Raw genomic sequence first — 25,051 nt, forward strand, 5'->3', positions numbered from 1 at the left:
GTAGCCGTGTCGCCCTGGTCCCCCAGCGGCGATCCCAAGGTTCCGCGGAACCGCATCGCCCCCGGACCCCGACCGGCGATCCCAGGGCCCGGGGTATCGGCCCGGGGCATCGACGGCGCCGGCCCGGCAGGGGCTGTGGGCGCCGACTGCGGCTGGTACGGCGTCGTCGGCTCCGGTCCTGGTCACACGACACCTGTGGGCGCCCCCACGCGCGGCTGGCTCCGACATGTCGGACCGGCCGGTTAACGTGGCGCCCATGACATCCACTCGGCCGGCGGCCGGCGGTCGCGCGTCCGGTCGAACGGCGTCGGGCGGGTTCCGGTGCAGCGGCTGCGGGGCGGAGTTCGTCCGCTGGGCCGGGCGCTGCCCGCGCTGCCAGGAGTGGGGGACGCTCGAGGCCCAGGCGCCGGCGCCACGGCGGGCCGCCGGGCTCGGCGGTGCGGGGCGGGCGGTCGCAGCCACGGAGGTCACGGCGCCGGCGCAGCCCGTGGTGTCCGTCGACGTCACGGCGGCCCGCCGCCGGCCCACGGGCATCGACGAGCTGGACCGGGTGCTCGGCGGCGGTCTCGTCCCCGGCGCGGTGATCCTGCTCGCCGGCGAGCCGGGCGTCGGCAAGTCCACCCTGCTGCTCGAGGTGGCCGCCCGCAGCGCGGCCGGCGGGGCCCGGGCCCTCGTCGTCACCGGTGAGGAGTCCGCCGCGCAGGTGCGGCTGCGCGCGGGGCGGACGGGCGCGCTCCACGAGGATCTGTGGATCGCCGCCGAGACCGATCTCGGCGCGGTGCTGCGCCATGTCGAGGAGGTCTCGCCGGCTCTGCTGGTGGTCGACTCGGTGCAGACGATCTCCGCAGCCGGGGTGGAGGGGGCGGCCGGCGGCGTCACCCAGGTGCGCGAGGTCACCGCCGCGCTGATCCGCACGGCGAAGGCACTCGGCCTCGCGACGGTGCTTGTCGGCCATGTGACAAAGGACGGGCTGGTGGCCGGGCCCCGCCTGTTGGAACATCTGGTAGACGTGGTTCTGCATTTCGAGGGTGAGCGGCACTCCGCGCTTCGCCTCGTGCGGGCGGGCAAGAACCGGTACGGACCCGCCGACGAGGTTGGCTGTTTCGAGATGGACGATGCCGGCATCCACGGGATCGCCGATCCCAGCGGGCTGTTCCTGTCCCGTTCGGGGGCGGGCGGTCTTGAGGCGGTGCCGGGGACCTGCGTCACCGTGACGGTGGAGGGCCGCCGGCCGCTCGTCGCGGAGGTGCAGGCCCTCGTCGCCGAGACGTCCGCCCAGGTGCCACGACGGGCGGTGTCCGGGCTGGACCCGGCCCGGGTGGCGATGATCCTCGCCGTGGTCGAGCGCCGGGCGAAGGTCCGGTTCGGCAAGGCCGACGTCTACGCCGCGACCGTCGGCGGGGTGCGCCTCGCCGAACCCGCGGCGGATCTGGCGACGGCGCTCGCGGTCGTGAGCGCGGCGCGGGACCGGCCGCTGCCGGCCGATCTCGTCGCGGTCGGGGAGGTGGGGTTGGCCGGGGAGGTGCGGGCCGTGGGTGCGGTCCGCCAGCGGCTGGCCGCGGCGGCCCGGCTGGGATTCCGCCGGGCGCTCGTGCCCGCGGGTGCCGGGCCCGGCCCCGAGGGCATGAAAGTCACCGAGGTGCCGGATCTGATCGGGGCCATAACCCGAATGCATGAAGCGTAACAAGAAATATGTCTGATTTGAGTAATTTCGTTACCCCATGAAGAGCTGGACCGCACCTACTCCGGTCGCCCCGATAGCATCGCGGCAGAGGTGGCAGACAGCGGGGAGCCGAGGAGCTGAGGGAGCCTGATGGCGGGACCACCCGGAGACGACATCTTCCGGGCGACACTGGCCGCGGTCGCCCCTGGAACTCCATTTCGCGACGGCCTGGAACGCATCCTTCGCGGGCATACCGGGGCGCTGATTGTGCTCGGCCACGACAAGGTCGTCGAGGGTTTGTGCACCGGCGGCTTCGAGCTCGACGTCGAGTTCTCGGCCACCCGGCTGCGGGAGCTGGCCAAGATGGACGGCGCGATCGTGCTGTCCTCGGACCTGCAGCGGATCGTGCGCGCCGCCGTGCATCTCGTGCCGGACCCGACCGTGCCCACCGAGGAGTCCGGCACCCGGCACCGCACCGCCGAGCGAGTCGCCAAGCAGACCGAGTACCCCGTGATCTCGGTCAGCCAGTCGATGCACATCATCGCGCTCTACGTCGCCGGGCGGCGCTACGTGCTCGACGGCTCGGCCGCGATCCTGTCCCGGGCGAACCAGGCGCTGGCCACCCTGGAGCGCTACAAGCTCCGCCTCGACGAGGTCGCGGGCACCCTGTCCGCGCTGGAGATCGAGGATCTCGTCACGGTCCGGGACGCGATCTCGGTGAGCCAGCGGCTGGAGATGGTGCGCCGCATCGCCGACGAGATCGAGGGCTATGTCGTCGAGCTCGGCACCGACGGGCGGCTGCTGTCGCTGCAGCTCGAGGAGCTGATGGCCGGCGTCGAGACGGAGCGCGAACTCACCGTGCGCGACTACCTGCCCGCCGGCTCGAAGGCCGGGTCGGCCGCGCAGGTCCTCAGCGAGCTGTCCGCGATGTCGCCGACCGACCTGCTCGACCTCACCGTGCTCGCCCGGGTGATCGGCTTCTCCGGCGGAGCGGACATCCTGGATCGGCAGATCAGCCCGCGCGGCTACCGCATGCTGGCGAAGGTGCCCAGGCTGCCGCGGATGGTGGTCGACCGGCTCGTCGACCACTTCGGCACGCTGCAGAAACTGCTCGCAGCCGGAGTCGACGACCTGCAGGCGGTCGACGGCGTCGGCGAGACCAGGGCTCGCGCCGTGCGCGAGGGCCTGTCGCGGCTGGCCGAGTCGAGCATCCTGGAACGTTACGTCTGACCTCCGTCCCGGCAGGCCCCGTGCCGCCGACCCCCGTCCCACGGCCACCACCCGCCGGCCTGGCACGATGGCGGGGATGACCAGCGCACCGCGGACCGCGCCCGCCCTCCCAGCCCTGGCCGCAACGTCGATCCCGGCCACGGCGTCGATCCCGGCCACGGCGTCGATCCCGGCCACGGCGTCGGCCGAGTCCGAGACGCTCGCCGGGCTGGTGCTCGACTGGTTCGCCGCGGCGGCCCGGGATCTGCCCTGGCGGCGTCCCGGCACGACGCCGTGGGCGGTCCTGGTCAGCGAGGTCATGCTGCAGCAGACCCCGGTCACCCGCGTGCTGCCGGTCTGGCAGGCCTGGCTGGACCGGTGGCCGACCCCGGCCGCGTTGGCCGCGCAGCCCGCCGGCGAGGCCGTGCGGGCGTGGGGCCGGCTGGGCTACCCCCGCCGAGCGTTGCGGCTGCACCAGGCCGCGACGGCCGTCGTCGAACGGCACGGTGGCGAGATCCCGGCGGACCTCGACGCGCTGCTGGCCCTGCCCGGGATCGGGACCTACACAGCCCGGGCGGTCGCCGCGTTCGCCTTCCGCCAGCGCCACCCGGTCGTCGACGTGAACGTGCGCCGTCTGTTCGCCCGCGCCGTGGAGGGCCGGGCGGACCATCCGGCCACCGTCGGCCGCCGCGACCTGGCCGCCGTCGCCGAGCTGCTGCCGGCCGAGCCCGAGACCGCGGCCATGACCAGCGCCGCGCTGATGGAGCTCGGGGCACTGGTCTGCGTGGCCCGCACCCCCCGCTGCGCCGCCTGCCCGCTGCTGCATCGCTGCGCCTGGGTGGAGGCGGGCAGCCCGGCCGCGACCGGTCCGGCCCGCCGGCCGCAGGGCTACGCCGGCACGGACCGCCAGGTCCGCGGGCGGCTGCTGGCCGTCCTGCGCGACGCCGAGCAGGCGGTCGACCAGGATCTCCTCGACCAGGTCTGGGACGACCCGGTCCAGCGGGACCGGGCGCTGGCCGGGCTGATCGACGACGGCCTGGTCGTCCGCGTCGCCCCCGGCGTCTACGCCCTGCCGAGCTGACCCGGCAGGCGCGAGGCCGACCCGACCAGGTGAGCCGCGGCCAGAAGGTGAGCCGCGGTCAGAAGGTGAGCCGCGGTCAGAAGGTGAGCCGCGGTCAGAAGGTGAGCTTTGGTCCGGCGGTGGGGTCGGGCGCGGCGCGGAACCGGTAGCCGACCCCCCGGATGCTTTCGATGATCGTCGGTTCGCCGGCCCCCTCGCCGAGGCGGCGGCGCAGCCGGCGCACGTGCACGGCGAGGGTGTTGGTCTCGGTGTGCGCCGAGCCCCAGACCTCCCGCAGCAGGGTCTCCCGCGGAACGACTCGGCCGGCCTGCTCCAGCAGCAGCGCGAGCAGCCGGAACTCCCGGGGCGGGACCGACACGACCGCGCCGTCGAGGCGGACCTCGTGGGCCGCCCGGTCCAACAGCACCGGGCCGCCGCGCAGGACGTCGTCCCCCGCCGACCGGGGATGCTGCGGGCCGGGGCGCCCCGTCCCGATCACGCCGACCATCGCCAGCACCTCGGGCACCCGGTACGGCTTGCCCACGCAGGCGCTCGCGCCCGCGTCCAGGCCGGCCGCCGCGGCCGGCCGGTCGTCGGGACCGACCGCGAGCAGGATCGGCACGTCGTCGTGCCCGGGCACGCTGCGGACCGTCCGCACGACGGTGACCCCGTCGACGACCGGCAGCCGGGCGCTGATGAGCAGGGCCGCGGGCTGCTGGAGGCCGATCTCCAGTAGGGCCTGCGCGCCGTCGGCCACCACGCTCACCTCGACCCCGCCGCCGACGATGGCGTCCAGCATGCCGTCGTCGACCTCGGAGTCCGCGATCAGCAGCGAGGGCCGGCCGGCCGACCTGACCTGCACCGCCGCCCCGTGCCGTTCGACCGCCGGGCCCCCGTCCGCACCCCCCGGCCCCGCGGACCCACGCCGTACCGGGAGCATCCGCGCGTCCTGTCCGTTGGCCTCCGCCGGCGTCAGCCGAACCGTCCGGAGACGTAGTCCTCGGTCCGCTTCTCCGTCGGGTTGCTGAAAATCTTCGAGGTCTTGTCGAACTCGACGAGGCGGCCGGGGTCTCCGGTCTTCTCCAGGGAGAAGAACGCGGTGGCGTCACTCACCCGCGACGCCTGCTGCATGTTGTGGGTGACGATGACGATCGTGAAGCTCGACTTCAGCTTCGTGATCAGGTCCTCGATGGCCAGGGTGGAGATCGGGTCGAGCGCGGAGCAGGGCTCGTCCATGAGCAGCACCTGGGGTTCGACGGCGATCGCCCGCGCGATGCACAGCCGCTGCTGCTGGCCGCCGGACAGGCCGGCGCCGGGCCGGCCGAGCCGGTCCTTGACCTCCTCCCACAGGTTCGCCCCGCGCAGCGACTCCTCGACCCGCTCGTCGAGCAGCGCCTTCTTGCGCACGCCGTTGAGCTTCAGCCCGGCGATCACGTTCTCGTAGATGGACATCGTGGGGAACGGGTTCGGCCGCTGGAAGACCATCCCCACGGTGCGGCGGACGTTCACCGGGTCCGTGCCGGCCCCGTAGAGGTCCTCGCCGTCGAGCAGCACCTTGCCCTCGACGCGAGCGCCGGGAAGCACCTCGTGCATCCGGTTGAGGGTGCGCAGCACCGTCGACTTTCCGCACCCGGACGGCCCGATGAATGCGGTGACGTTCTTAGGCTCGATGGTCAGGTTCACGTCGGCTACGGCCTTGAACTTGCCGTAGTACGCCGTCAGCCCGGTTACGTCGATGCGGGTGGCCATGGCAACCTCGACTCACGATCTGTCTGGACGCTGTTCGATGCTGGGACGGGGACGAACGCGGGTGGTGCGGGAACGGTCATCTCAACCGGTTGCGTCCGGCGAACAGCCGGGCGATGAGGTTCAGCACCATGATGATGATGATCAGCACCAGGGCGGCCGCCCACGCCCGGTCGACCGCGAACTGCTGCGGCTGACCGGCCTGGGAGTAGATGTACAGCGGCAGGGACGACTGCTCACCCGAGAACGGGTTGGAGTTGATGAGGTTCGTCCCGAAGACGGTAAGCAGCACCGGGGCGGTCTCGCCCGCCACCCGCGCCACCGCGAGCATGACGCCGGTCACGATCCCGGGCAGCGCGGTGGGCACGACCACCCGCAGGATGGTCCGCCACTGGGGCACGCCGAGCGCGTACCCGGCCTCGCGCAGCTCGTTGGGAACCAGCTTGAGCATCTCCTCGGCGGAGCGCACGACCGTCGGGATCATCAGCACGGCGAGCGCGAGCGCACCCGCGAACCCGGAGAAGCCCTGGTCGAGGGCGAGCACCCAGAAGGCCAGGATGAACAGACCCGCGATGATCGACGGCAGGCCGGTGAGCACGTCGACGAAGAAGCTGATCACCCGGCTGACCCGACCGCGGCCGTACTCCACCAGGTAGATCGCCACCAGCAGGCCGAACGGCACCGCCAGCACGCTGGCCAGCAGGACCTGCTCCACCGTGCCGATGATGGCGTGGTAGATGCCGCCGCCCACGTCCCGGGCGCCGATGCCGTTCATCGAGTGGGTGAAGAAGGCGCCGTCGAGCCGGCCAGCCCCCTTGCTGATCACGCTGGCCAGCACGGCGACCAGCGGAATCACGGCGAGCAGGAAGGCACCGTAGACGAGCGTCGTCGCGAACCGGTCCCGCGCCCGCCGCCCGCCCTCGACGGCGGTCGAGACGGCGGTCATCGCGATCACGAAGAACAGCGCGGACATCAACACGATCTGGATCTCGCTGTCGACCGGCGTGAGCAGGTAGATCAGCAGGGACACGACCACTGCGCCGGCGGCGACGGCGAGTGGCACCCAGCGCGGCAGGATCTGCCCGCGCAGGCCCAGGTGGTCCGCGCCGCCGTCGACGGCGGGTCCGGACACGGTCGCGGCGGTCATGCGGCGCTCCCGGAGAACTCGCGGCGGCGCGCGACGATGGCCCGCGCGATGATGTTCACGATCATGGTGACGATGAACAGCACCAGGCCGGAGGCGATCAGCGCGCCGCGACCGATGTCGTTGGCCTCGCCCCAGCCGTTCGCCACGTTCGCGGCGATCGTGTTGCCGGCGGGCGAGAGCAGGTGCGCGGAGATGTTGAACGAGGCGGGCAGGACCAGCGCGACCGCGATCGTCTCGCCCATCGCCCGGCCGAGGCCGAGCATCGAGGCGCTGATCACCCCGGGCTTGCCGTAGGGCAGCACCGCGACCCTGATCATCTCCCATCGGGTCGCGCCGAGGGCCAGGGCCGCCTCGCGGTGCGCGATCGGCACCTGGAGGAAGACCTCACGGGACAGGGCCGCGACGATCGGCAGGATCATGATCGCCAGGACGACCGAGGCCACGAAGAGCGAACGCCCCACCGACTCGGCATCGAAGATCGGAATCCAGCCGAAGTAGTCGTTCAGCCAGAGCTGGATGCCCTTCATGTGCGGCGCGAGGACGATCAGGCCCCACAGGCCGTAGACGACGCTCGGCACGGCGGCGAGCAGGTCGACGATGTAGCCGAGGACGGACGAGAGCTGCCGGGGCGCGTACACGGTGATGAACAGCGCGATCCCGACCGCGACCGGCACTGCGATGATCATCGCGACCGCCGCCGAGACGACCGTGCCGTACAGGGTCGCGGCCACCCCGAACTTCGGTGGGGTGGCGTTGGGGAACCACTCCTCGGTGGTGAGGAAGTTCCCGGTGTTGGCGTTGAGAGCGTGGGTGGCCCGCAGCACCAGGAAGACGGCGATCACGGCGATCAGCGCCAGCAGGCCGAGGCCGGCCGTGCGGGTGAGGTTCTTGAAGATCAGGTCGGCCGTTCCGACCCGGGGCTTGTCCGCGGATACGACCGCGGGCCCGCCGGCCGGCGGTGGGTCCTCCGGCGGGACCGTCGCCGTGGCGGCCCCCCGCGGCTCGGCGGCGTCCGCCGAGCTGTCCGGCTCCGTCGTCATGCGTCCTCTCCTTGGTGCCCGAACGGGGCTTGACGATCAAGGTCCCGGACGCGACACGCGCGGCGGGACGTGAGTGCCGCGGCCGCCGTACATCGACGAATCCGCGGTGGGTCGTTCCCCACCGCGGGCACCGGCCGGGCCGGTCGGGTCGTGCTGGCCGCCCCGGCCGGGTCCGGACCGTGTGTCAGATGGTCCGGGCCCGGCTCGGGGCGGCCGTGGTGGCAGCTGCGGGTCAGGCCAGCTTGGCCACGACCGCGCGGACCTTCGTCGCGACCGCGTCCGGCAGCGGCGCGTAGCCGAGGTCGCCGATCGAGGACTGAGCGGCGTCCGAGGCGGTGTAGGTCAGGAAGGACTTGACCAGCGCGGCCTGGTCGGCCGAGAGACCCTTGGTGCAGGCGATCTCGTAGGTGACCAGGTAGACCGGGTAGGCGCCCTTCGTCGCGGTGGTGTAGTCGAAGGTCAGCTTCAGGTCGTCGCCGTCGGCGACCTTGGCGGTGCTCAGGCCCAGGGAGGCACCGTCCGTGCTCGGCTCGATGTACTCGCCGGCGGCGTTCTTGACCTTGACGGTCGACAGCCCGGCGTTCTCCGCATAGGACAGCTCGGCGTAGCCGATGGAGTTCTCGGTGGACTTCACGGTCGAGGTGACGCCGTCACTGCCCTTGGCGCCCTGACCGCCGGGGGCCTTCCAGTCCGAGCCGGAGTCGAACGTCCAGTCGGCGCCGCCCGCGCCCTTGAGGAACTTGGTGAAGTTGTCCGTCGTGCCGGAGCCGTCGGAGCGGTGCACCGAGGCGATGGTGGCGTCCGGCAGCGAAGCGGCGCTGTTCTCGGCCTTGATGGCCGGGTCGTTCCACTTGGTGATCTTACCAGCGAAGATCTTCGCCAGGGTCTGGGCAGACAGCTGCAGGCCGTTGACGCCGGACACGTGGTACATCAGCGCCACCGGGCCGACGGCCATCGGCAGGTCGACCGCGGCACCGCCGGTGCAGCGCGCGTCCGCGTCGGTCTTCTGCTGGTCCTTCAGCGCGGAGTCCGAGCCGGCGAAGGCCACCTGCTTGCTGATGAACTGCTGGCGACCGGTCGAGGAACCCGTCGACTGGTAGTTGATCGTCGCGCCGGAGCAGGCGTTCTGGTACGCCTTGACCCACTCGTCGATCGCGTTCTTCTGCGCGGACGAGCCGGAGCCCGTTATCGACCCCTTGGCACAGGAGATCGCGGCCGCCGAAGTGGACGGCGCCGTACCCGTGCCGCCGGAGTCGTTGTTGTCGTCAGTTCCGCACGCCGCCACGGTGAGTAGTGCCACCATCGCGGCCCCGACGGCGGCCTGACGCTTGCCTCGGATCACAAGCAACCCTTCGTCCCCGCGCCGTTCGTGGCGCGCAATGTCGTCCGCCCCCCGGACTGGGGTGCCGGCGAGAATCGAAGCGATCCGGAGTGAACGAAAGATGAACAAGCGCATACGCCAACCCGTCACCAACCGGAACACATCCATGTCGGACGATTTATGGCTTGTTGGCCGGGCCGGCTGCCACCACTCCGGAACAACGCGTACGGAACTCTGAGAGCACCGTCACCGGCGGCCGCGGCGGCCGGCGCCGAACCACGCCGGAGGGGGCGCCGCCACGGGGCGCAGCGGGGGCACCGCGGGCACCACCCACCGCCTCTACGCCCACGAACGAAGGGACAACCAGCGGACAAGTCGATGACAAGTCGGCGTGGACGCCGGGACGGCCGGCGGCCCGAGCTGGAGGATGGCCCGGCCGACGGGGCGCTGCCGCACCGGCCGATCCGAGGCCCCGATGCCGGCCTATCGGCGTCATGCGACGACATCGAGCCGCTCGGGAATCTTGCGCCGCTGATACCGAATGTTCACTCGCGCGCGTCATGCCCGGCCCGGCCCACTGCGCCCGGCGACGCAGCGGGACGGAGCCGACGAACCGGCCAACTCGCACGCGGCGCTACGCAGATGATCAGGACTTGCGCCCGCAGTCACCGGACGTCCCACTCTGCCCGGAGATCGCCGGTGGCGTTCCTCCCGTTCCCGTGCTTTGCTTGTAAGCAACATCGACGTAGCTGACAGCATCCAGTCGAAACCTGAAAGTCCGATCGCGGAGGACGATTCCGCACGACGGTAGCAATAAGAAACATCAAGGCGACGTGACGAAGTTGTCCCGGTCCCGGAGAGAGCTCGACGCCCGCCAGGCCCGCCGGCCGCACGTGACGCGCACCGGAACAGACACACAGACAGGAGGACGGCCAGAAGATGAACACCGTCGACAACGACGATCTCCTGCCGGAGCCCCGGCCGATCACCGGCGGACGGCCCGGCTCCCTCGCCGAGGTGGTCACCGTCCACGACGGCCTGGCGATACGGCACGAGCTGGTCCTGGCGCCGGGAGCCACCGCGGCCGACCTGACCACGGCCATGATCCTCCTCCCGCCCACGGCCTGCCTGGTCAGCCACCACGGGGACGTCGACGTCTCCCTGGTGTTCCAGGAGGTCGGCCGCGACGGGCGGCCGGAGCCGGGCACCGACCCGCTGGAGCACGGCCGAGGGCTGCGCCACCGCTGACCCGGCCCGATCGGGGCCGCCCGCCCGAGGGTCGGCGCGGGCACCCCGAGCGGCACCTCGGGGCCGCGCCGCGCCCACCCGCCCGTCCCGATGGCCCCGCGGCCCGGCACAGGCAATATCGTGGCGAGGTGGCTGTACTCACCTCCCGTGCGACCGACTTCCCGCGCTGGTACCAGGACGTGCTCGCGAAGGCCGAGCTGGCCGACAACGGCCCCGTCCGCGGGACCATGGTCATCCGACCGTACGGCTACGCGATCTGGGAACGCATGCAGGCCGACGTGGACGCGAGGATCAAGGCGGCGGGCGCCGTCAACGCCTACTTCCCGCTGTTCATCCCGGAGAGCTACCTGCGCCGGGAGGCCGAGCACGTCGAGGGCTTCAGTCCCGAGCTCGCCGTGGTCACCATCGGCGGCGGCAAGGAGCTCGAGGAGCCGGTCGTCGTGCGGCCGACCAGCGAGACCATCATCGGCGAGTACCTGGCCAAGTGGACCCAGAGCTACCGCGACCTGCCGCTGTTGCTCAACCAGTGGGCCAACGTGGTCCGCTGGGAGCTGCGTCCCCGCCTGTTCCTGCGCAGCAGCGAGTTCCTCTGGCAGGAGGGGCACACGGCGCACGTCGACGAGGCCGAGGCCGCCGCCTACGCCCGGCGGATCGCCCTGGAGGTCTACCGCGACTTCCTCACCGACGTGCTCGCCATCCCCGTGTTCATCGGTACGAAGACCCGCAAGGAGCGCTTCGCCGGCGCCACGAACACCATGACCTGCGAGGGCATGATGGGCGACGGCAAGGCCCTGCAGATGGCGACCAGCCACGAGCTGGGGCAGAACTTCGCCCGGGCCTTCGACATCGACTTCCTCGGCGCGGACGGGGCGAAGCACCTGGCCTGGACGACGTCCTGGGGCAGCTCGACCCGGATGGTCGGCGGCCTGATCATGGCACACGGCGACGACAACGGCCTGCGCATCCCGCCCCGGCTCGCCCCGACGCAGGTCGTGGTGCTCCCGGTGCGCGACGACGAGACAGTCGTCGCCAAGGCCCGCGAGATCGCCGCGGCGCTCACCGACGCCGGGCTGCGGGTGCAGGTCGACGCCCGCTCGGGGCTGTCCTTCGGTCGCCGGGTCACCGACGCCGAGATCAAGGGCATCCCGGTGCGGGTCGAGGTCGGCCCGCGTGACCTCGCCGCCGGGAACGTGACGCTGGTCCGCCGGGACACCTCGGTCAAGGCCGCGGTGCCGCTGGCGGAGGCGGCTGCCCGGGTTCCGGCGCTGCTCGACGAGGTGCAGGCCGGCCTGCACGCCGAGGCCCTGGCACTGCGCGAGAGCCGGACGGCGGACGTCACCACGGTCGCCGACGCCGCCGCAGCGGCGCAGACCGGCTTCGCCCGCATCCCGTGGCGGCTCGTGGGCGAGGAGGGCGAGGCGCGCCTCGCCGAGGACGCCCTGACCGTCCGCTGCCTGCAGACGCCCGACGGTGAGATCCCGCCCGCCGGCGGCGACCCCGACGATCTGATCTGCCTGATCGCCCGCTCCTACTGACCGCCGGACCGCGACGCCCGGGCACGCGGTCGACCGCGTGCCCGGTGCGCGCGGTCGACCGCGTGTGACGCAGGCGCGCTAGCCGAAACGGGTTATCCGGCTTTGCGGCCCTTCGGCTCGTTTGCTAACGTCACCAATGTCCGAACTGCCCGAAATCGTCCATTCTTGATTCCGTCTTTCGCGCACGCAGAACAGGTAGCATGCTCCGACAAGACGAATTCGAGCAGCTTATCGCCCGGAAATTGGGGCTCGCCGATTCGGCGATCGCCGGCGGCAGCCGGCTCCACGAGGACCTCGGGCTGGATTCCTTCCGGCTTCTGGAACTCTGCCTGTACGTGATCGAACTCGGCGTCGACCTCTCCGAGGCGAACTGGCTGGAAATCGAGACCGTCGGGGAGCTCTACCAGCGTTATCGGGCCGGGCCGCCCGCTGCGCAGGCCCAACCGCTCCCCGCCGCGTCGGTGGGCAGCGGCGTACCGGCCGGGGTCGGCGCCGGCGCACGGCCGCTCGACGGGTCCGCGGGCCGCGCCGGGCAGCCGATGGCCGCCACCACCGCCACCACCGCCACCACCGCCATCACCGTCACCGCCGGATCTGCCCCGGCGACGGCCGCCGCCGCTGTCGCCGCCGGCACGACCGCGACCGCCGGCCCGCCCGCCCTGCCGCCGCCGCGGTTCGCCGGGCGGTTCCTGCGGCTGATGCCGGTGCTGCCGGCGTCGACACCGTTCCTGTACGAGCTCGCGGTCACCCCGGACATCGGCTTCCGCTGGCGCTACCGCGGCTCGGTGCCGTCGTACCCGCAGTTCGAGCAGGAGCTGTGGCAGGGCGTCCTGACCCAGTTCGTGATCGAGTCGATCGAGACGGGCCGGCCGGTCGGCCACGCGATCTGCTACAACCCGGAGTTCGCCCTGGGATACGCCTACGTGGGCGCAGCGATCTCGGCCGACTACACGGGGTCGGGTCTGGCCGTCGAGGCGCTGGACCTGTTCGTGCGTTACGTCTTCGACATCTGGCCGTTCCGGAAACTGTACTTCGAGGTGCCCGAGTTCAACTACCCGCAGTTCGCGGGGGCCGATCGGGAAAAGTCGGCCGGCGGCGCGCTCGAACTCGAGGGACGGCTGCGCAGGCACGACTTCTATCGCGGTCGCTACTGGGACCGTCTCATTCTCGCCGTCTACCGTGACCGCACGGACGGCGACGCCCGATAACGGGATCGTCCGCCGGGAGAGGGCCTCGACAATGGTTTATCTGCTGGATCGCATGAGGCGGGCCAGCACCGGTCCGAACACGGTGACCTTCCTCGCGCCCGACGGCGGACGGCGGGTCGGCTGGGCGGAGCTGTACGGGGATGCCCGGCGCGTCGCCGCGGGCCTGCAGTCGCACGGGGTGGGGCCCGGCCGTCCAGTGGCCATCCTCGCCGACACGTCGCGGCAGACGATCACCGCGGCCATGGCTACCTGGCTCGCCGGCGGCAGCCTCACCATGGCCCCCACCCCCGCCCGCACCGTCGACCTGGCCCGCTACCTCGCCGACACCCGCGACCGGTTCGACGCCCTCGGCGAGCCGCTCGTGCTGGTCGGCGCGCCGTGGGAGGACGCGGTGCCGGCGCTGTCCGGCGGAGCCGGGCGGGTCATCCCGCTGGCCGAGGCGGTCGGCGACCCGCCGGCGGCGCCGTGGCGCCCGCCCCTGCTGACCGCGGACGCCCCCGCGATCCTGCAGTTGACCAGCGGCACCACCGGCGCACCGAAGATCGCCCGAATCAGCCACGGCAACCTCGCGGCGAACGTCGAGGGCATCCGGGTGGCGACCAGCCACGAGGCGGTGCACGGCCGGATGCTGTCCTGGCTGCCGCTGTCCCACGACATGGGCCTCATCGGCGGGTTCATTCTGCCGATGGCGTGCGGCCGCTGCGACGCGCTGCTGTCCTCACCCGCCGACTACCTGGCCAGGCCGGCAAGCTGGATGCAGCTCGTCTCCCACCACCGCGCGACCAACACGGTCGGCCCCGGCTCCGCCTACGCCGTCGCGGCCCGGCTGCTGCGCGCCGGCCCCCGGCTGGACCTGTCCTGCCTGGCCTACGCGCTGTGCGGTGGGGAGCCGATCGATCCCGCGGTCGTCGACGACTTCCTCGACGCCGCCGGCGGTCACGGCTTCCACCCGGCCTCCTTCATGCCCGCCTACGGGCTCGCGGAGGCCACGGTCGCGGTCACGTTCTCCGCCGTGGGCCGCGGGCCGCGCTACGACACGGTGGACGCGGATGCCCTGGCCGCGGGCACGACCCGCTTCGTGCCCCCCGATCCGGCGGTGCGCACGAGGCGGCTGGCGCTGCTCGGGGAGCCGATCCCGGGCCTGTCGGTCCGCGTGGTCGACCCGGACTCGGGCCGGGTCCTGCCCGAGCGGAAGGTCGGCGAGGTCCAGGTCCGCGGCACCTCGGTGGCCGCCTACCATGACGATCCCGACTCGGCAGCGGCCCTGCGCGCCCGCGACGGGTGGCTGGCAACCGGCGACCTCGGCTACCTCACCGGCGGCGAACTGGTGGTCTGCGGTCGCCGGAAGGATGTCATCATCCTCGGCGGCCGCAACATCTACCCCGAGGAGGTGGAGCGGGCCGCGGCGCGCGCCGAGGGCGCCCGCGCGGGCAACACCGTCGCGTTCGGCTACCCACGTCCCGGCCAGCTCGGCGGGGAGGGGCTCGCCGTGGCCGTCGAGACCCGTGGGGCCGATCCTGCCGCGCTGCGCAGCGCCGTCACCGAGGAGGTCCGCGCCGCGCTCGGGGTGAGCCCCCACGTGGTGCTGGTGCTCGAGCCGGGCTCGGTGCCGAAGACCCCGTCCGGAAAGCTGCAACGAGCCGAGGCCCGGCGGAGGTTCGCCCCATGAGCACCCAGCCCGCCGCGCGGCACGACGCGCACAGCGTCGGCGCGGGCAGCGACGCCGCCACGGCCGAACGGCTCGCCGCGCTGGCCGACCGCCTCTACGCCGCCTGGGCGCAGCCGGCGGTGTCCCGGCGCGACGAGCTGCTCGCCGACTGCTGCGTCCCCGCGGTGACCTACGCCAACCCGCTCGGCGAGGCGGCCGGCATCCTCGAGTTCGCCGATCTCATCGGCGAGTTCCTCGCGCCCTACCCGGGGCATCGTCCGGTGCGCACCAGCGGGGTCGACGTGCACCACCGTCGTGCCCGCTGGGAGTGGGGACTGCGTAACAGCATCGGCCAGCTCGTGCTGGCGGGCCTCGACGTCGTCACCTTCACCGAGCGGCCGCGTCTGGAGACCATCACCACCTTCTTCGGGCCTCCACCGCGGCCGGTCTACACCTTCGGCGCGGCGCCGATCTGAACCGCGACGCGCCTGAAACCGCGCCGTCCGCGGTCGTCTCGCTGCCGTCGCGCCGCTGCGCCGACCCCGGTCCCCCGTCCACCCTGTCCCACCCTCCACCCGCTGTCCCACCGTCCACCCCCGGTCCCACCGCCCATCACCATCCCGCACCGCCCATCCCCCACCTGGAGGAAACCCGTGCCCAGCACCCGCGCAGCACTGCGTACCGCGGCCATCGGCGCGACCGGCGCCGTGGCGGCCGGCCTGTTCGGCGCCATCCCCGCCGACGCGTCCACCCCGATTTCCTCGACCGGCTGCACCGTGACCGCCTGGCCGCCCACCGGCGGCTCGACGATCTTCGCGAACGGCGGCATCACCTGCGACCCCCGCTACTCGGGCAACATGCAGATCAGCAACCAGCTGCGCAAGTACGCGAACGGTCAGTGGATGTCCGTCGGGGACCCGGTCAAGAAGTCGTACTGGGGCGGCAGCGGCATCGGCGAGGGCACCTCGGTGCCCTGCAGCTTCAACGGCCAGGCGCAGTTCAAGACCGTGACCACCGGCACCGCGGACGGCATGTCGACCACGGACACCTCGCCGAGCACCACCTACTCCTGCTTCTGAGCCACTCCTGGTGATCCCCGGCTGGTGATCCGCCGCCAGTGATCCACCGCCGCCGAGCCCGGCGCCGGTACCGGCCCGCTGTCGGTACCGGCCCGGCCAGGCGAGGCCGAGCAATTCCGACAAAAGCGAATCACCGCCAGAATTCAGGCCGTCGCCTTCACCGGCAAGACGACAGACTTCATGGCGAAGACGACAATCGCACGGCCCACCGTCAACGCACGGCGGCGGACAGGTAACCCCTGGGTCGACCGACGGCAGGTGACGGAAACGTCGACGGCCGGCGGCACCGCGCGGCTCACACCACCGTTTCGGCGGAACTCGCCAGCGCCGCGGAACCCGCCTTCCCGCCCGTGGTGTCGATGACGGTCCCCCGGTGCTCGCCGCGACAGATCGCCGTCATCGCACCCTGCTGCTCGATGTCGAAGATGTGCAGTGGGATACCGAAGTCACGGGCGAGAATGAATGCCGACTGATCCATGACCCGCAGCCCCCTGCTGATCACCTCGTCGTAGCTGAGGCGGGAGAAGCGCTGGGCCTCCGGATTGATCTTCGGGTCGCTGTCGTAGACGCCGTCGACGCCGTCCTTGGCGGCGAGCACCGCGTCCGCGCCCAGCTCCAGCGCGCGCTGCACCGCCGGGTAGTCGGTGGTGAGGAAGGGCTGGCCGTTCCCGCAGGCGAGAATGACCGTGGCGCCCTTCTCCAGCAGGTGCACGGCTCGCAGCCGGATATACGGCTCGGCCACCGCCGGGACCGGGACCGCCGTCATCACCCGCAGGTTGTCCTCCCCGAGGGCGGTCAGCTTGCCCCGCAGCAGCAGGCTGTTGATGACCGTGCCGAGCATCCCGATGTTGTCGGCCTCGACCCGATCGATCCCCCACCGGTCCGACTGGTTGCCGCGGAAGAGATTTCCACCGCCGACGACGATCGCCACCTCGACCCCGGACTGACGCACCGCGATGATTTCCCGGGCGAGATGTTCGAGCGCATTGGAGTCGAAGCCGAATTCGGCGGAACCCGCGATCGCCCGGCCACTTAGTTTTACGACCACTCGACGGTATTTGGCCACAGTCTCCCGCTTCCCCTTTTCCATCGTGCGATCCTAACGTAGCCGGGCCAATGATCGATCATGACCCGGGAAGTACTGGGTACACGGTAGAGCACCCGGCTCTCGGGACCGCACCATGACCGGCCGGCCACGAAAACAACCCACGCCGGCCGCAACGCGTCAGGTGCCGACGAGGTGTGGCCCGGCCACAGCCCGCCTGCCCGACCGGACGGCCGGACGGCCGGACGGGGAGCATCCGGACGGCGGGACTCGAACACATGTCCCTACGTCACGATGTGCAGATACTCGAACACCGTCCCGTCGGGGTGCTCGGCGATCAGCCGGGACCCGTTGGGTGCCTCGCCGGGCCCCTCGAGCAGCGCACCGCCTGCCGAAATGATCGTCGCGGCGACGACGTCGAGGTCATCGACGAGCACGGTCGCGGCCCGGTTGCGTAACGGTGCCAGCGCGGCGGGCGTACCCGCCACCAGGAGAAAGGGGCCGACCCACGCCAGCTCGACGTCGCGGAAGCGGAAGCGGCGGGTGGGCGCATCTCCAGCCAGTCGCTGGTAGAGGGGTAGCACGTCGTCCAGCGACTCGACGTAGACCCGGGCGAGCACCTCACGAATCGGACTCACAGCGCGACGCTACCCGCCCTACCCGCCCTGCCTGCGGGCCCATGGTGGAGCAGACCGGGTGTGATCACTTCGGTGCGCACCCGGAGACGACGAAAGCCCTGGTCCGACTCTCCCAAGGGAGCCTGAGACCAGGGCCTTTGCATGGTCGGGGTGGCGGGATTCGAACCCACGACCTCTTCGTCCCGAACGAAGCGCGCTACCAAGCTGCGCCACACCCCGCGACCGAGATGAAGCATACCCGACGGAGCAGTGGTTCAGGGCGGGGGGTGGCCACGGGTTCGGCCGGACGTCAGCCGGGACCGTGGCAGGCGGACGGGACCGTGATCAGGATGACGAAACCGCGGTCAGGCGGACGAAGCCGCGGTCAGGCAGAGCAGGGTCGCCTCGGGACGGCAGCCGAGGCGCACCGGCGCGAAGGGCGAGGTCCCCAGTCCCGGGGACACGTGCAGCCAGGACGCTCCCGCGGCGGTCGCGTGGCGGGACAGCCCGCGGACCCGGGACCGGTCGAGCCCGCAGTTGCTCACCAGTGCCCCGACCCCCGGCAGCCGGATCTGGCCGCCGTGGGTGTGGCCCGACAGGATCAGGCCGACGCCGTCGGCGGTGAAGGCGTCGAGAACGCGCGGCTCCGGCGTGTGCGACAGGCCGAGCGCGAGCTGCGTGCCGGGCTGCGCGGCCCCGGCCACGAGGTCGGGCCGGTCGCGGCGCAGCCGGGCGTCGTCGACCCCGCGCACGTCGATCCGGCTGCCGCCGGCCGCGAGTACGGCCCGGGTGTTGGTCAGCTCCGTCCAGCCGCTCGCCGCGACCAGGTCCCTGGCGAAGCCAGCCCAGTCCAGCGGGGCACCGGTCGGCTCGGCCGCCTCGGACCGGCTCAGGTACCGGCGCGGGCTGGTCAGCGTGGGGACGAAGTAGTCGTTGTTCCCGGGGACGAACACGCCCGGGAACGAGTACAGCGGCGCCAGCGCGGTCAGCAGCGGGCCGCGGGCCTCCTCGGCACGGAGCACGTCACCGGTGAGGGCGACCAGGTCCGGCACCAGCCGGGCCAGATCCGCCAGCCAGGCGAGCTTGTCCCGCTGGCGCGCCGTGACGTGCAGGTCGGACAGGTGCAGCACGCGCAGCGGACGCGAGCCGGCCGCAAGCGCGGGGACCGACAGCCGACGCAGTGTGTAGGCGTTGCGCTCGTACAGCGCGCCGTAGGCGCACGCGCCGGCCCCGGCCACCGCGACCGACGCCGAGAGACCCGCGACCCCGCGCGCCACCCGGCGCCTCGACGCCCCCACGCTCGCCACCACGACCTCCTCGTGCCCCGACCTCTCGTGTGCCCCGGACCGCCTGCGTCCCGGACCGCCTGCGCCCAGGACCGCTCCTGCCTCGGACCGCCCGTGCCTCTGGCGCCGTCCCCCGTGCCGCGTGTTCGGCCCGACGGTCCCACCGCGCCGGAGGGACCACTCCCGTGGCGGCGGCATGCCTCGGGCCGTGCAACACGGTCTCGGCACAGTCTCATCCCAGGTTCGCCGCGGCCGGGCGCCACCCCGGCCGTGGCACCGCCGTGGGCAGGCGTGACCAGGTCCCCCACGGACCATAGGCTTCGTTGACTATGAGCACCCCCACGGAACGGAGCACGCTGCACCAGCGGCTGCGCGCGGACCTGACCACCGCGATGAAGGCCCGCGACGAGCTGCGCACGTCCACCCTCCGGCTGGCGCTGGCCGCCGTGAAGGACGCGGAGGTCGCCGGTGCCACCGCCCGCGTCCTCGACGACGCGGAGGTCTCGAAGGTCCTGACCCGCGAGGTGAAGAAGCGCCGTGAGGCGGCCGACGCCTACGCCGCGGCCGGTCGCGCCGAACAGGCCGACCGGGAACGCGCCGAGGGCGAGGTGCTGGGCGAGTACCTGCCTCGCCAGCTCGGCGACGACGAGCTGGCCGCCATCATCGACCGCGTGCTCGCCGAGCTGGATCTGTCCGGGCCGAAGGCGATCGGCCCGGCGATGAAGTCGGTGCAGGCCGCCGTGGCCGGCCGGGCCGAGGGCGGCCGGGTGGCCGCCCTGGTGAAGGCGAGGCTCACCGGCGGCTGACCGCCGCCCCTCGCACCGCCGGTGCCGCCCTCACCGCCTCACCCATCACCGCATCACCTCGGCGCCTCAGCGCCTAGCGCGTCAGCGCTGCCGGGCGCTATCTGCGGTTGCGGCGCGGCCGGCCGGGCCAGACCGCCGGGTTGGCCCCGGGGCTGGCCGGCGAGCTCAGTTGCTCGCGCGGATTCGCCCCGAAGACGCCGGGCAGGCCGCCCTGCGGGGTGGGTTGGCCCAGCCCCGCCGGGGGCGAACCCCCGGGCAGCACCGGTACACCGGTCAGCCCGCCGGAGACCGACAACCTGATCTCCGTGTTGATCGAGACCGGGCCGCCGGGCGCCGGCGACATGTACACCACGATCCCGGGGGCGACCGGTGCGGGCACCGGCTGCGACGTGACGTGGAACCCGAGCTGGACGAGGATCTGCTCGGCCACCTGCTGCGGCTGCCCGACCACGTTCGGCAGAACCTTCGCCGGCACCTGCGGCTGGGTGTCGTCCGGCGCCGGCAGCGGCTCGACCGGCAGGCCCAGGCCGTTGATCGTCCGGATCATCGTCCGGGACCACACCTGCGCCGGGTACCCACCGCCGAAGACGTTGCGGCCGAGCACGTTGGTCAGCGGATGCGAGGTCGGGCCGCGCGGGTCGGCGAGGGTGACCGCCGCGGCCAGCTGCGGGATGTAGCCCGCGAACGAGGCGGTGCTGAAGCCCTCGGCGGTACCCGTCTTGCCCGCGGCCGGCCGGCCGATCTGCCCGTTCCCGCTGGCTGTCCCGTGGTTGATGACGCCCTGCAGCACGGCACTGACCGTGTCGGCGATCTTCGGGTCGAGCACCTGCTGGCAGGGCGCGCCGGCGTTGAACGGCAGCGGCCGGTCGGCGCCGCCCACCCGCTGCGTGATCGCGAGGACGGTGCGCGGGTCGCACCGGCGCCCCCGCGCCGCCAGCGTCGAATAGGCGGTGGCCAGGTCCATCGTGCTGATTTCGTTGGAGCCGAGGATCGACGAGCCGTCGACGCGGCTGACCCCGTCGATTCCCTTGCATTCCGGATCGTCGTTCCTGGCCGGGCGGATCCGGCAGGAGGTGACTCCCATCCGGCGGGCGACCTCGGCCGTCTTCAACACGCCCAGCTTCTCGGCAAGCTGGATGTAGTAGGTGTTGACCGAACCCCAGGTCGCGGTCGTCAGGGAATAGAAGCCGTCCTCGCTCGGATCGGCGTTGCCGTAGCAGTTCTTGCGTTGCGGATCCGGGTTCGGGAAGACGTTGGAGTGGTAGCACAGGGGGGCGTGCAGCGTCGTGGACAGCGGCAGGCCGGATTCCAGGGCGGAGATCAGCGTGAACACCTTGTAGGTCGATCCCGGCGAGAAGGAGTCCTCGTCGACCGGGTAGACCTCCTTCGTGTGCACGAAGTCCGTCGACTGACTCGAGGGCAGACCGTCGGCCGTCGCCCCGTACTCCCGGTTGATCGCGACGGCGAGCACCTGGCCCGTGCCCGGCTGCATCATCGCGACGCTCGCCGCCACCCGGTTGCCGATCGGGATGACCTCCGTGGCGGCCGACTGCGCGGCCTGCTGCGCGACCGGGTCCAGCGTCGTTCTGATCGTCAGGCCGCCCTCGAACAGGAGCCTGCGGGCGTCCGCCTCCGTGGGGGCGAAGGTTCTGTCGTTGAGCAGCTGCTGGCGGACCAGCGCGCAGAAGAACGGGGCACCCGAGTCGGCGCACGCGTCGGCCGACCGCGCGGGACGGTCGAGCACCAGCTTGCTGTCGTGCGCCTGGCGGAAGTCGGTCTGGCTGAGGTGATGCAGCTGCAGCATCCGGTCGAGGACCACGTTGCGCCGTTCCGTGGCCGCCTGGGGGTGCAGCACCGGATTGAAGGCGGTCGGGTTCTTCACCAGCCCGGCCAGGGTCGCCGCCTGCGGCAGGGTGAGCCGGTCCACGTCGACGTTGAAGTAGTGGTTCGACGCGACCTCGATGCCGTAGGCGCCGTCGCCGAAGTAGGCGATGTTCAGATAGCGCTCGAGGATCTCGTCCTTGCTCAGGTGAGCCTCGAGGTAGAGCGCGTACCGCGCCTCCCGCAGCTTGCGCCGCACGGTCTGCTCGGTCGCGGCCTTCTTCTCCTCCGGCGTGTTGGCCGACATCAGCAGAACGTTCTTGACGTACTGCTGGGTCAGCGTGGACCCGCCCTGGGTCACCTCGCCGTTCTCCCGGTTGGTCAGATAGGCGCGGAGAAGGCCTTTGTAGTCCAGTCCGTCGTGTTCGTAGAAACGCGAGTCCTCGATGTCGACGACGGCCTGGCGCATCACCTGCGGAACCCGGCTCAGCGGGACGACCTCGCGGTTCTGCTCGCCGGAGAGGGTGGCGATCTGGTTGCCGCGCGCGTCGAGGATCCGCGACGCCTGCGCGGGCGGGGGAACCGTGAGATTCGCCGGCAGGTTCATGAAGTCGTCGGCGCTGTCCTTGACGGTCAGCCCCGCCGCGCCGACCACCGGCAGCGCGAGCATGCCGACCAGCACGCCGGCCACCACGCTGAGCACGCCCGCGAGGGCCAGCCCGCGAGCCGTCCGCCAGGCCCGGCGGCCTCCGGCTCCGCTCTGCCCGCCGGCACTGCTCTGCTCGCCGGAACCGCCCTGGCCGCCCGAACCGCCCTGGCCGCCCGAACCGCTCTGCCGACCGGAGCGGCCAAGGCCACCCGAACCGCCCTGGCCGCGCCCGGCGAAGCCCGGCCGGTAGAGGTCACCGACCTCGCGGTCCCGCACGGCAGCGGTGGATGCCGGGCCGGCCGGCGCCGGGCGGCGCCCGGGGGGTGGCTGCCCAGGGGGCACCGGGTACCCAGAGGGCGTGGTCATCGGCGGACCTCCGTCCAGCCAGGCTGGGACACCAGTCGGAGCATACGGGCCAACATCTGATCAACCCTCTCCGCCTTGGTGTGGCAGGCCGGTAGAACGACGGCCGGGTGGCCACCCAAGCGCGTCGAAAACGCCGTGACCTGGGACACCGCAATTCCGACGGCGGGTGGCGTGGCCGACCGCCGACGGCGAGCCCCGGACGAGCGTGACGACCTCCACATCACCACGCCCGAGGCGGTCCCGCCATGCCCACCAACGGGCTACCGGATCAGAGGGGGCCTGCGGCGGGAGTTCCCATGTCAGCCGGACGACGGGACCATGGAAGAACTACTCGACCTCCGTGGCGATACTGGAATGTCACGCAAGCGACATACGGTTGTCACAGACCGCACTACTGAGGCGATCCGGATCAATGGCCCGGACTAGTCATTTGGACAACCACCCGTGTGGGGTCTGTGCCGTGGCCACGCCACTCCGTACGGTTTCGGGTCAACGCCACGTCACCACCCGCACGGGCCCCCTGACCCGGACTCGAGAAGAAAGGCAGGTGGCATGACCAGAAGCCTGGCCCCCGCCGTCAGCACGACCCTGCGCGCCAACCCGACCCACCTCGTGGGTTCCACCGTCGACGGCGACTGGACGGCACACGCCGCCTGTCGCGACCTCGACCCGGATGAGCTGTTCGTCCAGGGCGCCGCCCAGAACCGGGTGAAGACCCGGTGCTTCGGCTGCGCCGTCCGCACCGAGTGCCTCGCCGACGCCCTCGACAACCATGTCGAGTTCGGCGTCTGGGGCGGCATGACCGAGCGGGAGCGCCGTGCGCTGCTGCGTCGCCGCCCGGACGTCACGTCCTGGCGCAAGCTGCTCGCCGACGCCCAGGCTGATCATCGATCAGCGTCCGCCGGATAACCCGGACGGGGACGCCCCGCCCACCGATCCGGCCCGGCCCACCGTCCGGCCCGACATCGCGCGGCAGCACACCCGCCCGACCACCGCATGACCGGCACGAGCCCGCCGGCCCGTGACCCGCACCCGATTCCGCCCGAGGACAGCGTCGTCCCGGTTCGGAACGCAGTCCCTGCCGCCGGCCCCGCGGTCCACCGACCCCGCGTCCACCGGCCCCGCGTCAGCCGGCCTGCTCCAGTCGCTCGACCCGAGCCAGCGCGTCACCGATCTCACGCAGACCCGCCAGGTCGTGCACATCCTCGGACAGCGCCTCCACCTCCACCAGCGGGGTGTCGGGATGGGCGCTGGTGAACCGCTCCCGCAGCCGAGCCTCCCGGCTGGCCAGCCGGGCCCGCTCGGCATGGATGCGCAGCACCGCCGCCGCGAGTGGATGCTCCCCGTGCTCGTCGAGGTTCTCGGCGGCCGCCAGGCTGCGTTCGACGGTGAGCGCCTTCGCGTCGCTGTGATGCATCCGGTTGACCACCAGCCCGGCCAGCGGCATCCCCTCCGCGTCGAGGCGGTCGACGAAGTACGACGCCTCGCGCAGCGCCGCCGCCTCGGGCGCGGCGACGACGACGAACGAGGTGCCGGGATCGCCGAGCAGGCGGTAGGTCTCCTCCGCCCGGGCCCGGAAGCCCCCGAACATCGTCTCCAGCGCGGCGACGAACTGGCTGACGTCCATGAGCAGCTGGGCGCCGAGCACCTTGGTGATCACTTTGGTGAACATGCCGAGACCGGCGCCGAGCACCTTCGCGTACGCCCGGCCGCCGGCCTTGGCCGGCGCGAGCAACAGGCGCAGCAGCCGCCCGTCGAGGAAGGTGCCCAGCCGCGTCGGCGCGTCGAGGAAGTCCAGGGCCGACCGGGTCGGCGGGGTGTCGACGACGATGAGGTCCCATTCGCCGCTCGCGTCGAGCTGGCCGAGCTTCTCCATCGCCATGTACTCCTGCGTCCCGGAGAACGACGACGACAGCGACTGGTAGAACGGGTTCGCCAGCAGCGCCTCCGCCCGCTCGGGCGTGCTGTGCGCCAGGACGATCTCGTCGAACGTCCGCTTCATGTCGAGCATCATCGCGTCGAGGCGACCGCCGGCGGCGCCATCGACCCCGGCCACCTCGCGCGGGGTGTTGTCGAGCGCGGTCAGCCCCAGCGACTGGGCGAGCCGGCGGGCGGGGTCGATGGTCAGGACCACCACGTCGCGTCCGCGTTCGGCGGCGCGCAGCGCCAGCGCCGCGGCCGTGGTGGTCTTGCCGACTCCACCCGAACCACAGCAGACGATGATGCGCTCGGTGTCGAGCATCGCGTCGACGTCGAGCAGCGGCGTCCCCACCGGATGCGGCCGAACCGGGCGGCTCGCGGTCCCGGCGGATCGGGCCGCGGCGCGCCCCGCCGACCCGCCGGAGCGGCGGCGCGTGCCCTCGCTCCCGGCTCCGTTCGCGCCGTCGCCCGCCTTGGCCCCGTTGCCGGCCTTCGCGGGGTTGGGCGCCTTCGCGGGGTTGGCCCCGTTGCCGGCCTTCGCGGCGCCGGGCGCCTTCGCCGGTCTCGCCGTGGCCCTGGTCGTCCGCGCACTCTTCTCCGGCTGCGGCCGGTCGTCGCCGGACGTCGAACCCACGGC

At 72.3% G+C, this 25,051-nt stretch carries 21 protein-coding genes and 1 tRNA gene; 11 read left to right on the forward strand and 11 right to left on the reverse strand.

Going from position 1 to position 25,051, the window contains the following annotated elements; genetic code table 11:
* The first annotated feature begins 226 nt into the window (after nt 1-226).
* The 3 genes from radA to FRAAL_RS28480 all read left to right on the forward strand — a co-directional run bounded on the left by radA (nt 227) and on the right by FRAAL_RS28480 (nt 3,953).
* Nucleotides 227-1,684 (forward strand): DNA repair protein RadA, encoded by a 1,458-nt coding sequence (gene radA, locus FRAAL_RS28470; RefSeq protein ID WP_011607568.1) that lies wholly within the window; start codon nt 227-229, stop codon nt 1,682-1,684.
* Between the two features lie 129 nt (nt 1,685-1,813).
* The gene (disA, locus tag FRAAL_RS28475; RefSeq protein ID WP_011607569.1) at nt 1,814-2,893 is read left to right on the forward strand and encodes a DNA integrity scanning diadenylate cyclase DisA; all 1,080 of its coding nucleotides are present in this window, start codon (nt 1,814-1,816) and stop codon (nt 2,891-2,893) included.
* 67 nt (nt 2,894-2,960) lie between these two features.
* Entirely contained in the window at nt 2,961-3,953 is a 993-nt protein-coding gene (locus FRAAL_RS28480; RefSeq protein WP_011607570.1) for an HhH-GPD family protein, read from the forward strand.
* A 94-nt stretch (nt 3,954-4,047) separates the two neighbouring features.
* Here FRAAL_RS28480 and FRAAL_RS28485 read toward each other — a convergent pair whose 3' ends face one another.
* From FRAAL_RS28485 to pstS, 5 genes are all read right to left on the reverse strand, one after another.
* Nucleotides 4,048-4,872: a response regulator transcription factor gene (locus FRAAL_RS28485; RefSeq protein ID WP_041939914.1), complete on the reverse strand. Its 825-nt coding sequence runs from the start codon at nt 4,870-4,872 to the stop codon at nt 4,048-4,050.
* Nucleotides 4,873-4,904: 32 nt separating this feature from the next.
* On the reverse strand, nt 4,905-5,681 hold the full coding sequence (gene pstB / locus FRAAL_RS28490; RefSeq protein ID WP_011607572.1) for a phosphate ABC transporter ATP-binding protein PstB: 777 nt from the start codon (nt 5,679-5,681) through the stop codon (nt 4,905-4,907).
* A gap of 76 nt (nt 5,682-5,757) precedes the next feature.
* On the reverse strand, nt 5,758-6,825 hold the full coding sequence (gene pstA / locus FRAAL_RS28495; protein ID WP_041939915.1) for a phosphate ABC transporter permease PstA: 1,068 nt from the start codon (nt 6,823-6,825) through the stop codon (nt 5,758-5,760).
* On the reverse strand, nt 6,822-7,865 hold the full coding sequence (gene pstC / locus FRAAL_RS28500) for a phosphate ABC transporter permease subunit PstC (RefSeq protein WP_011607574.1): 1,044 nt from the start codon (nt 7,863-7,865) through the stop codon (nt 6,822-6,824). The genes pstA and pstC overlap by 4 nt, the downstream gene beginning before the upstream one ends.
* A gap of 232 nt (nt 7,866-8,097) precedes the next feature.
* Nucleotides 8,098-9,168 (reverse strand): phosphate ABC transporter substrate-binding protein PstS, encoded by a 1,071-nt coding sequence (gene pstS / locus FRAAL_RS28505; RefSeq protein WP_011607575.1) that lies wholly within the window; start codon nt 9,166-9,168, stop codon nt 8,098-8,100.
* A 957-nt stretch (nt 9,169-10,125) separates the two neighbouring features.
* Between pstS and FRAAL_RS28510 the strand changes: the two genes are divergently transcribed.
* The 6 genes from FRAAL_RS28510 (at nt 10,126) to FRAAL_RS28535 (ending at nt 15,904) form a co-directional block, all read left to right on the forward strand.
* Nucleotides 10,126-10,434, forward strand: a complete 309-nt coding sequence (locus tag FRAAL_RS28510) for a hypothetical protein (RefSeq protein WP_011607576.1) — start codon at nt 10,126-10,128, stop codon at nt 10,432-10,434.
* A gap of 128 nt (nt 10,435-10,562) precedes the next feature.
* The gene (gene proS / locus FRAAL_RS28515; protein ID WP_011607577.1) at nt 10,563-11,969 is read left to right on the forward strand and encodes a proline--tRNA ligase; all 1,407 of its coding nucleotides are present in this window, start codon (nt 10,563-10,565) and stop codon (nt 11,967-11,969) included.
* 200 nt (nt 11,970-12,169) lie between these two features.
* Entirely contained in the window at nt 12,170-13,177 is a 1,008-nt protein-coding gene (locus FRAAL_RS28520) for a phosphopantetheine-binding protein (protein WP_011607578.1), read from the forward strand.
* Nucleotides 13,178-13,229: 52 nt separating this feature from the next.
* Nucleotides 13,230-14,846 carry a long-chain-fatty-acid--CoA ligase gene (locus FRAAL_RS28525; protein ID WP_308205970.1) on the forward strand — a complete coding sequence of 539 codons (1,617 nt, stop codon included), beginning with the start codon at nt 13,230-13,232 and terminating at the stop codon, nt 14,844-14,846.
* Nucleotides 14,843-15,301 (forward strand): hypothetical protein, encoded by a 459-nt coding sequence (locus tag FRAAL_RS28530; RefSeq protein WP_011607580.1) that lies wholly within the window; start codon nt 14,843-14,845, stop codon nt 15,299-15,301. Before FRAAL_RS28525 ends, FRAAL_RS28530 begins: the two co-directional genes overlap by 4 nt.
* Nucleotides 15,302-15,478: 177 nt before the next feature.
* On the forward strand, nt 15,479-15,904 hold the full coding sequence (locus FRAAL_RS28535) for a hypothetical protein (protein WP_011607581.1): 426 nt from the start codon (nt 15,479-15,481) through the stop codon (nt 15,902-15,904).
* A gap of 295 nt (nt 15,905-16,199) precedes the next feature.
* Here the strand turns inward: FRAAL_RS28535 and pyrH are convergent, their stop codons facing one another.
* The 4 genes from pyrH to FRAAL_RS28555 form a co-directional block, all read right to left on the reverse strand.
* A complete protein-coding gene (gene pyrH, locus FRAAL_RS28540) occupies nt 16,200-16,994 on the reverse strand; it encodes a UMP kinase (RefSeq protein WP_011607582.1) in 795 nt (264 codons plus the stop codon).
* 239 nt (nt 16,995-17,233) lie between these two features.
* On the reverse strand, nt 17,234-17,587 hold the full coding sequence (locus FRAAL_RS28545; RefSeq protein ID WP_011607583.1) for a VOC family protein: 354 nt from the start codon (nt 17,585-17,587) through the stop codon (nt 17,234-17,236).
* A 142-nt stretch (nt 17,588-17,729) separates the two neighbouring features.
* Nucleotides 17,730-17,806: transfer RNA gene (locus tag FRAAL_RS28550), tRNA-Pro, on the reverse strand.
* 125 nt (nt 17,807-17,931) lie between these two features.
* Complete coding sequence (locus FRAAL_RS28555; RefSeq protein ID WP_041941120.1) at nt 17,932-18,864, reverse strand: metallophosphoesterase; 933 nt, start codon at nt 18,862-18,864, stop codon at nt 17,932-17,934.
* A gap of 317 nt (nt 18,865-19,181) precedes the next feature.
* Between FRAAL_RS28555 and FRAAL_RS28560 the strand changes: the two genes are divergently transcribed.
* On the forward strand, nt 19,182-19,658 hold the full coding sequence (locus FRAAL_RS28560; RefSeq protein ID WP_041939917.1) for a GatB/YqeY domain-containing protein: 477 nt from the start codon (nt 19,182-19,184) through the stop codon (nt 19,656-19,658).
* Nucleotides 19,659-19,755: 97 nt separating this feature from the next.
* Here the strand turns inward: FRAAL_RS28560 and FRAAL_RS28565 are convergent, their stop codons facing one another.
* Complete coding sequence (locus FRAAL_RS28565; protein WP_011607586.1) at nt 19,756-22,494, reverse strand: penicillin-binding protein; 2,739 nt, start codon at nt 22,492-22,494, stop codon at nt 19,756-19,758.
* 552 nt (nt 22,495-23,046) lie between these two features.
* Between FRAAL_RS28565 and FRAAL_RS28570 the strand changes: the two genes are divergently transcribed.
* The gene (locus FRAAL_RS28570; RefSeq protein ID WP_011607588.1) at nt 23,047-23,403 is read left to right on the forward strand and encodes a WhiB family transcriptional regulator; all 357 of its coding nucleotides are present in this window, start codon (nt 23,047-23,049) and stop codon (nt 23,401-23,403) included.
* A 217-nt stretch (nt 23,404-23,620) separates the two neighbouring features.
* Here the strand turns inward: FRAAL_RS28570 and bagB are convergent, their stop codons facing one another.
* A complete protein-coding gene (gene bagB, locus FRAAL_RS28575) occupies nt 23,621-25,048 on the reverse strand; it encodes an ArsA family ATPase (protein WP_193790321.1) in 1,428 nt (475 codons plus the stop codon).
* Between the last annotated feature and the right edge of the window lie 3 nt (nt 25,049-25,051).

Origin of the sequence: Frankia alni ACN14a (genome assembly GCF_000058485.1) — a bacterium.
Classification (GTDB): Bacteria; Actinomycetota; Actinomycetes; order Frankiales; family Frankiaceae; genus Frankia; species Frankia alni.

Coding starts and splice junctions, on each gene's coding strand:
- pstB (WP_011607572.1), bottom strand. CDS start 5,681: ATGGCCACCCGCATCGACGTAACCGGGCTGACGGCGTACTACGGCAAG.
- FRAAL_RS28510 (WP_011607576.1), top strand. CDS start 10,126: ATGAACACCGTCGACAACGACGATCTCCTGCCGGAGCCCCGGCCGATC.
- FRAAL_RS28565 (WP_011607586.1), bottom strand. CDS start 22,494: ATGACCACGCCCTCTGGGTACCCGGTGCCCCCTGGGCAGCCACCCCCC.
- FRAAL_RS28485 (WP_041939914.1), bottom strand. CDS start 4,872: ATGCTCCCGGTACGGCGTGGGTCCGCGGGGCCGGGGGGTGCGGACGGG.
- FRAAL_RS28530 (WP_011607580.1), top strand. CDS start 14,843: ATGAGCACCCAGCCCGCCGCGCGGCACGACGCGCACAGCGTCGGCGCG.
- disA (WP_011607569.1), top strand. CDS start 1,814: ATGGCGGGACCACCCGGAGACGACATCTTCCGGGCGACACTGGCCGCG.
- FRAAL_RS28560 (WP_041939917.1), top strand. CDS start 19,182: ATGAGCACCCCCACGGAACGGAGCACGCTGCACCAGCGGCTGCGCGCG.
- FRAAL_RS28520 (WP_011607578.1), top strand. CDS start 12,170: ATGCTCCGACAAGACGAATTCGAGCAGCTTATCGCCCGGAAATTGGGG.
- FRAAL_RS28570 (WP_011607588.1), top strand. CDS start 23,047: ATGACCAGAAGCCTGGCCCCCGCCGTCAGCACGACCCTGCGCGCCAAC.
- FRAAL_RS28480 (WP_011607570.1), top strand. CDS start 2,961: ATGGCGGGGATGACCAGCGCACCGCGGACCGCGCCCGCCCTCCCAGCC.
- pstS (WP_011607575.1), bottom strand. CDS start 9,168: ATGGTGGCACTACTCACCGTGGCGGCGTGCGGAACTGACGACAACAAC.
- pstA (WP_041939915.1), bottom strand. CDS start 6,825: ATGACCGCCGCGACCGTGTCCGGACCCGCCGTCGACGGCGGCGCGGAC.
- pyrH (WP_011607582.1), bottom strand. CDS start 16,994: ATGGAAAAGGGGAAGCGGGAGACTGTGGCCAAATACCGTCGAGTGGTC.
- pstC (WP_011607574.1), bottom strand. CDS start 7,865: ATGACGACGGAGCCGGACAGCTCGGCGGACGCCGCCGAGCCGCGGGGG.
- FRAAL_RS28525 (WP_308205970.1), top strand. CDS start 13,230: ATGAGGCGGGCCAGCACCGGTCCGAACACGGTGACCTTCCTCGCGCCC.
- radA (WP_011607568.1), top strand. CDS start 227: ATGTCGGACCGGCCGGTTAACGTGGCGCCCATGACATCCACTCGGCCG.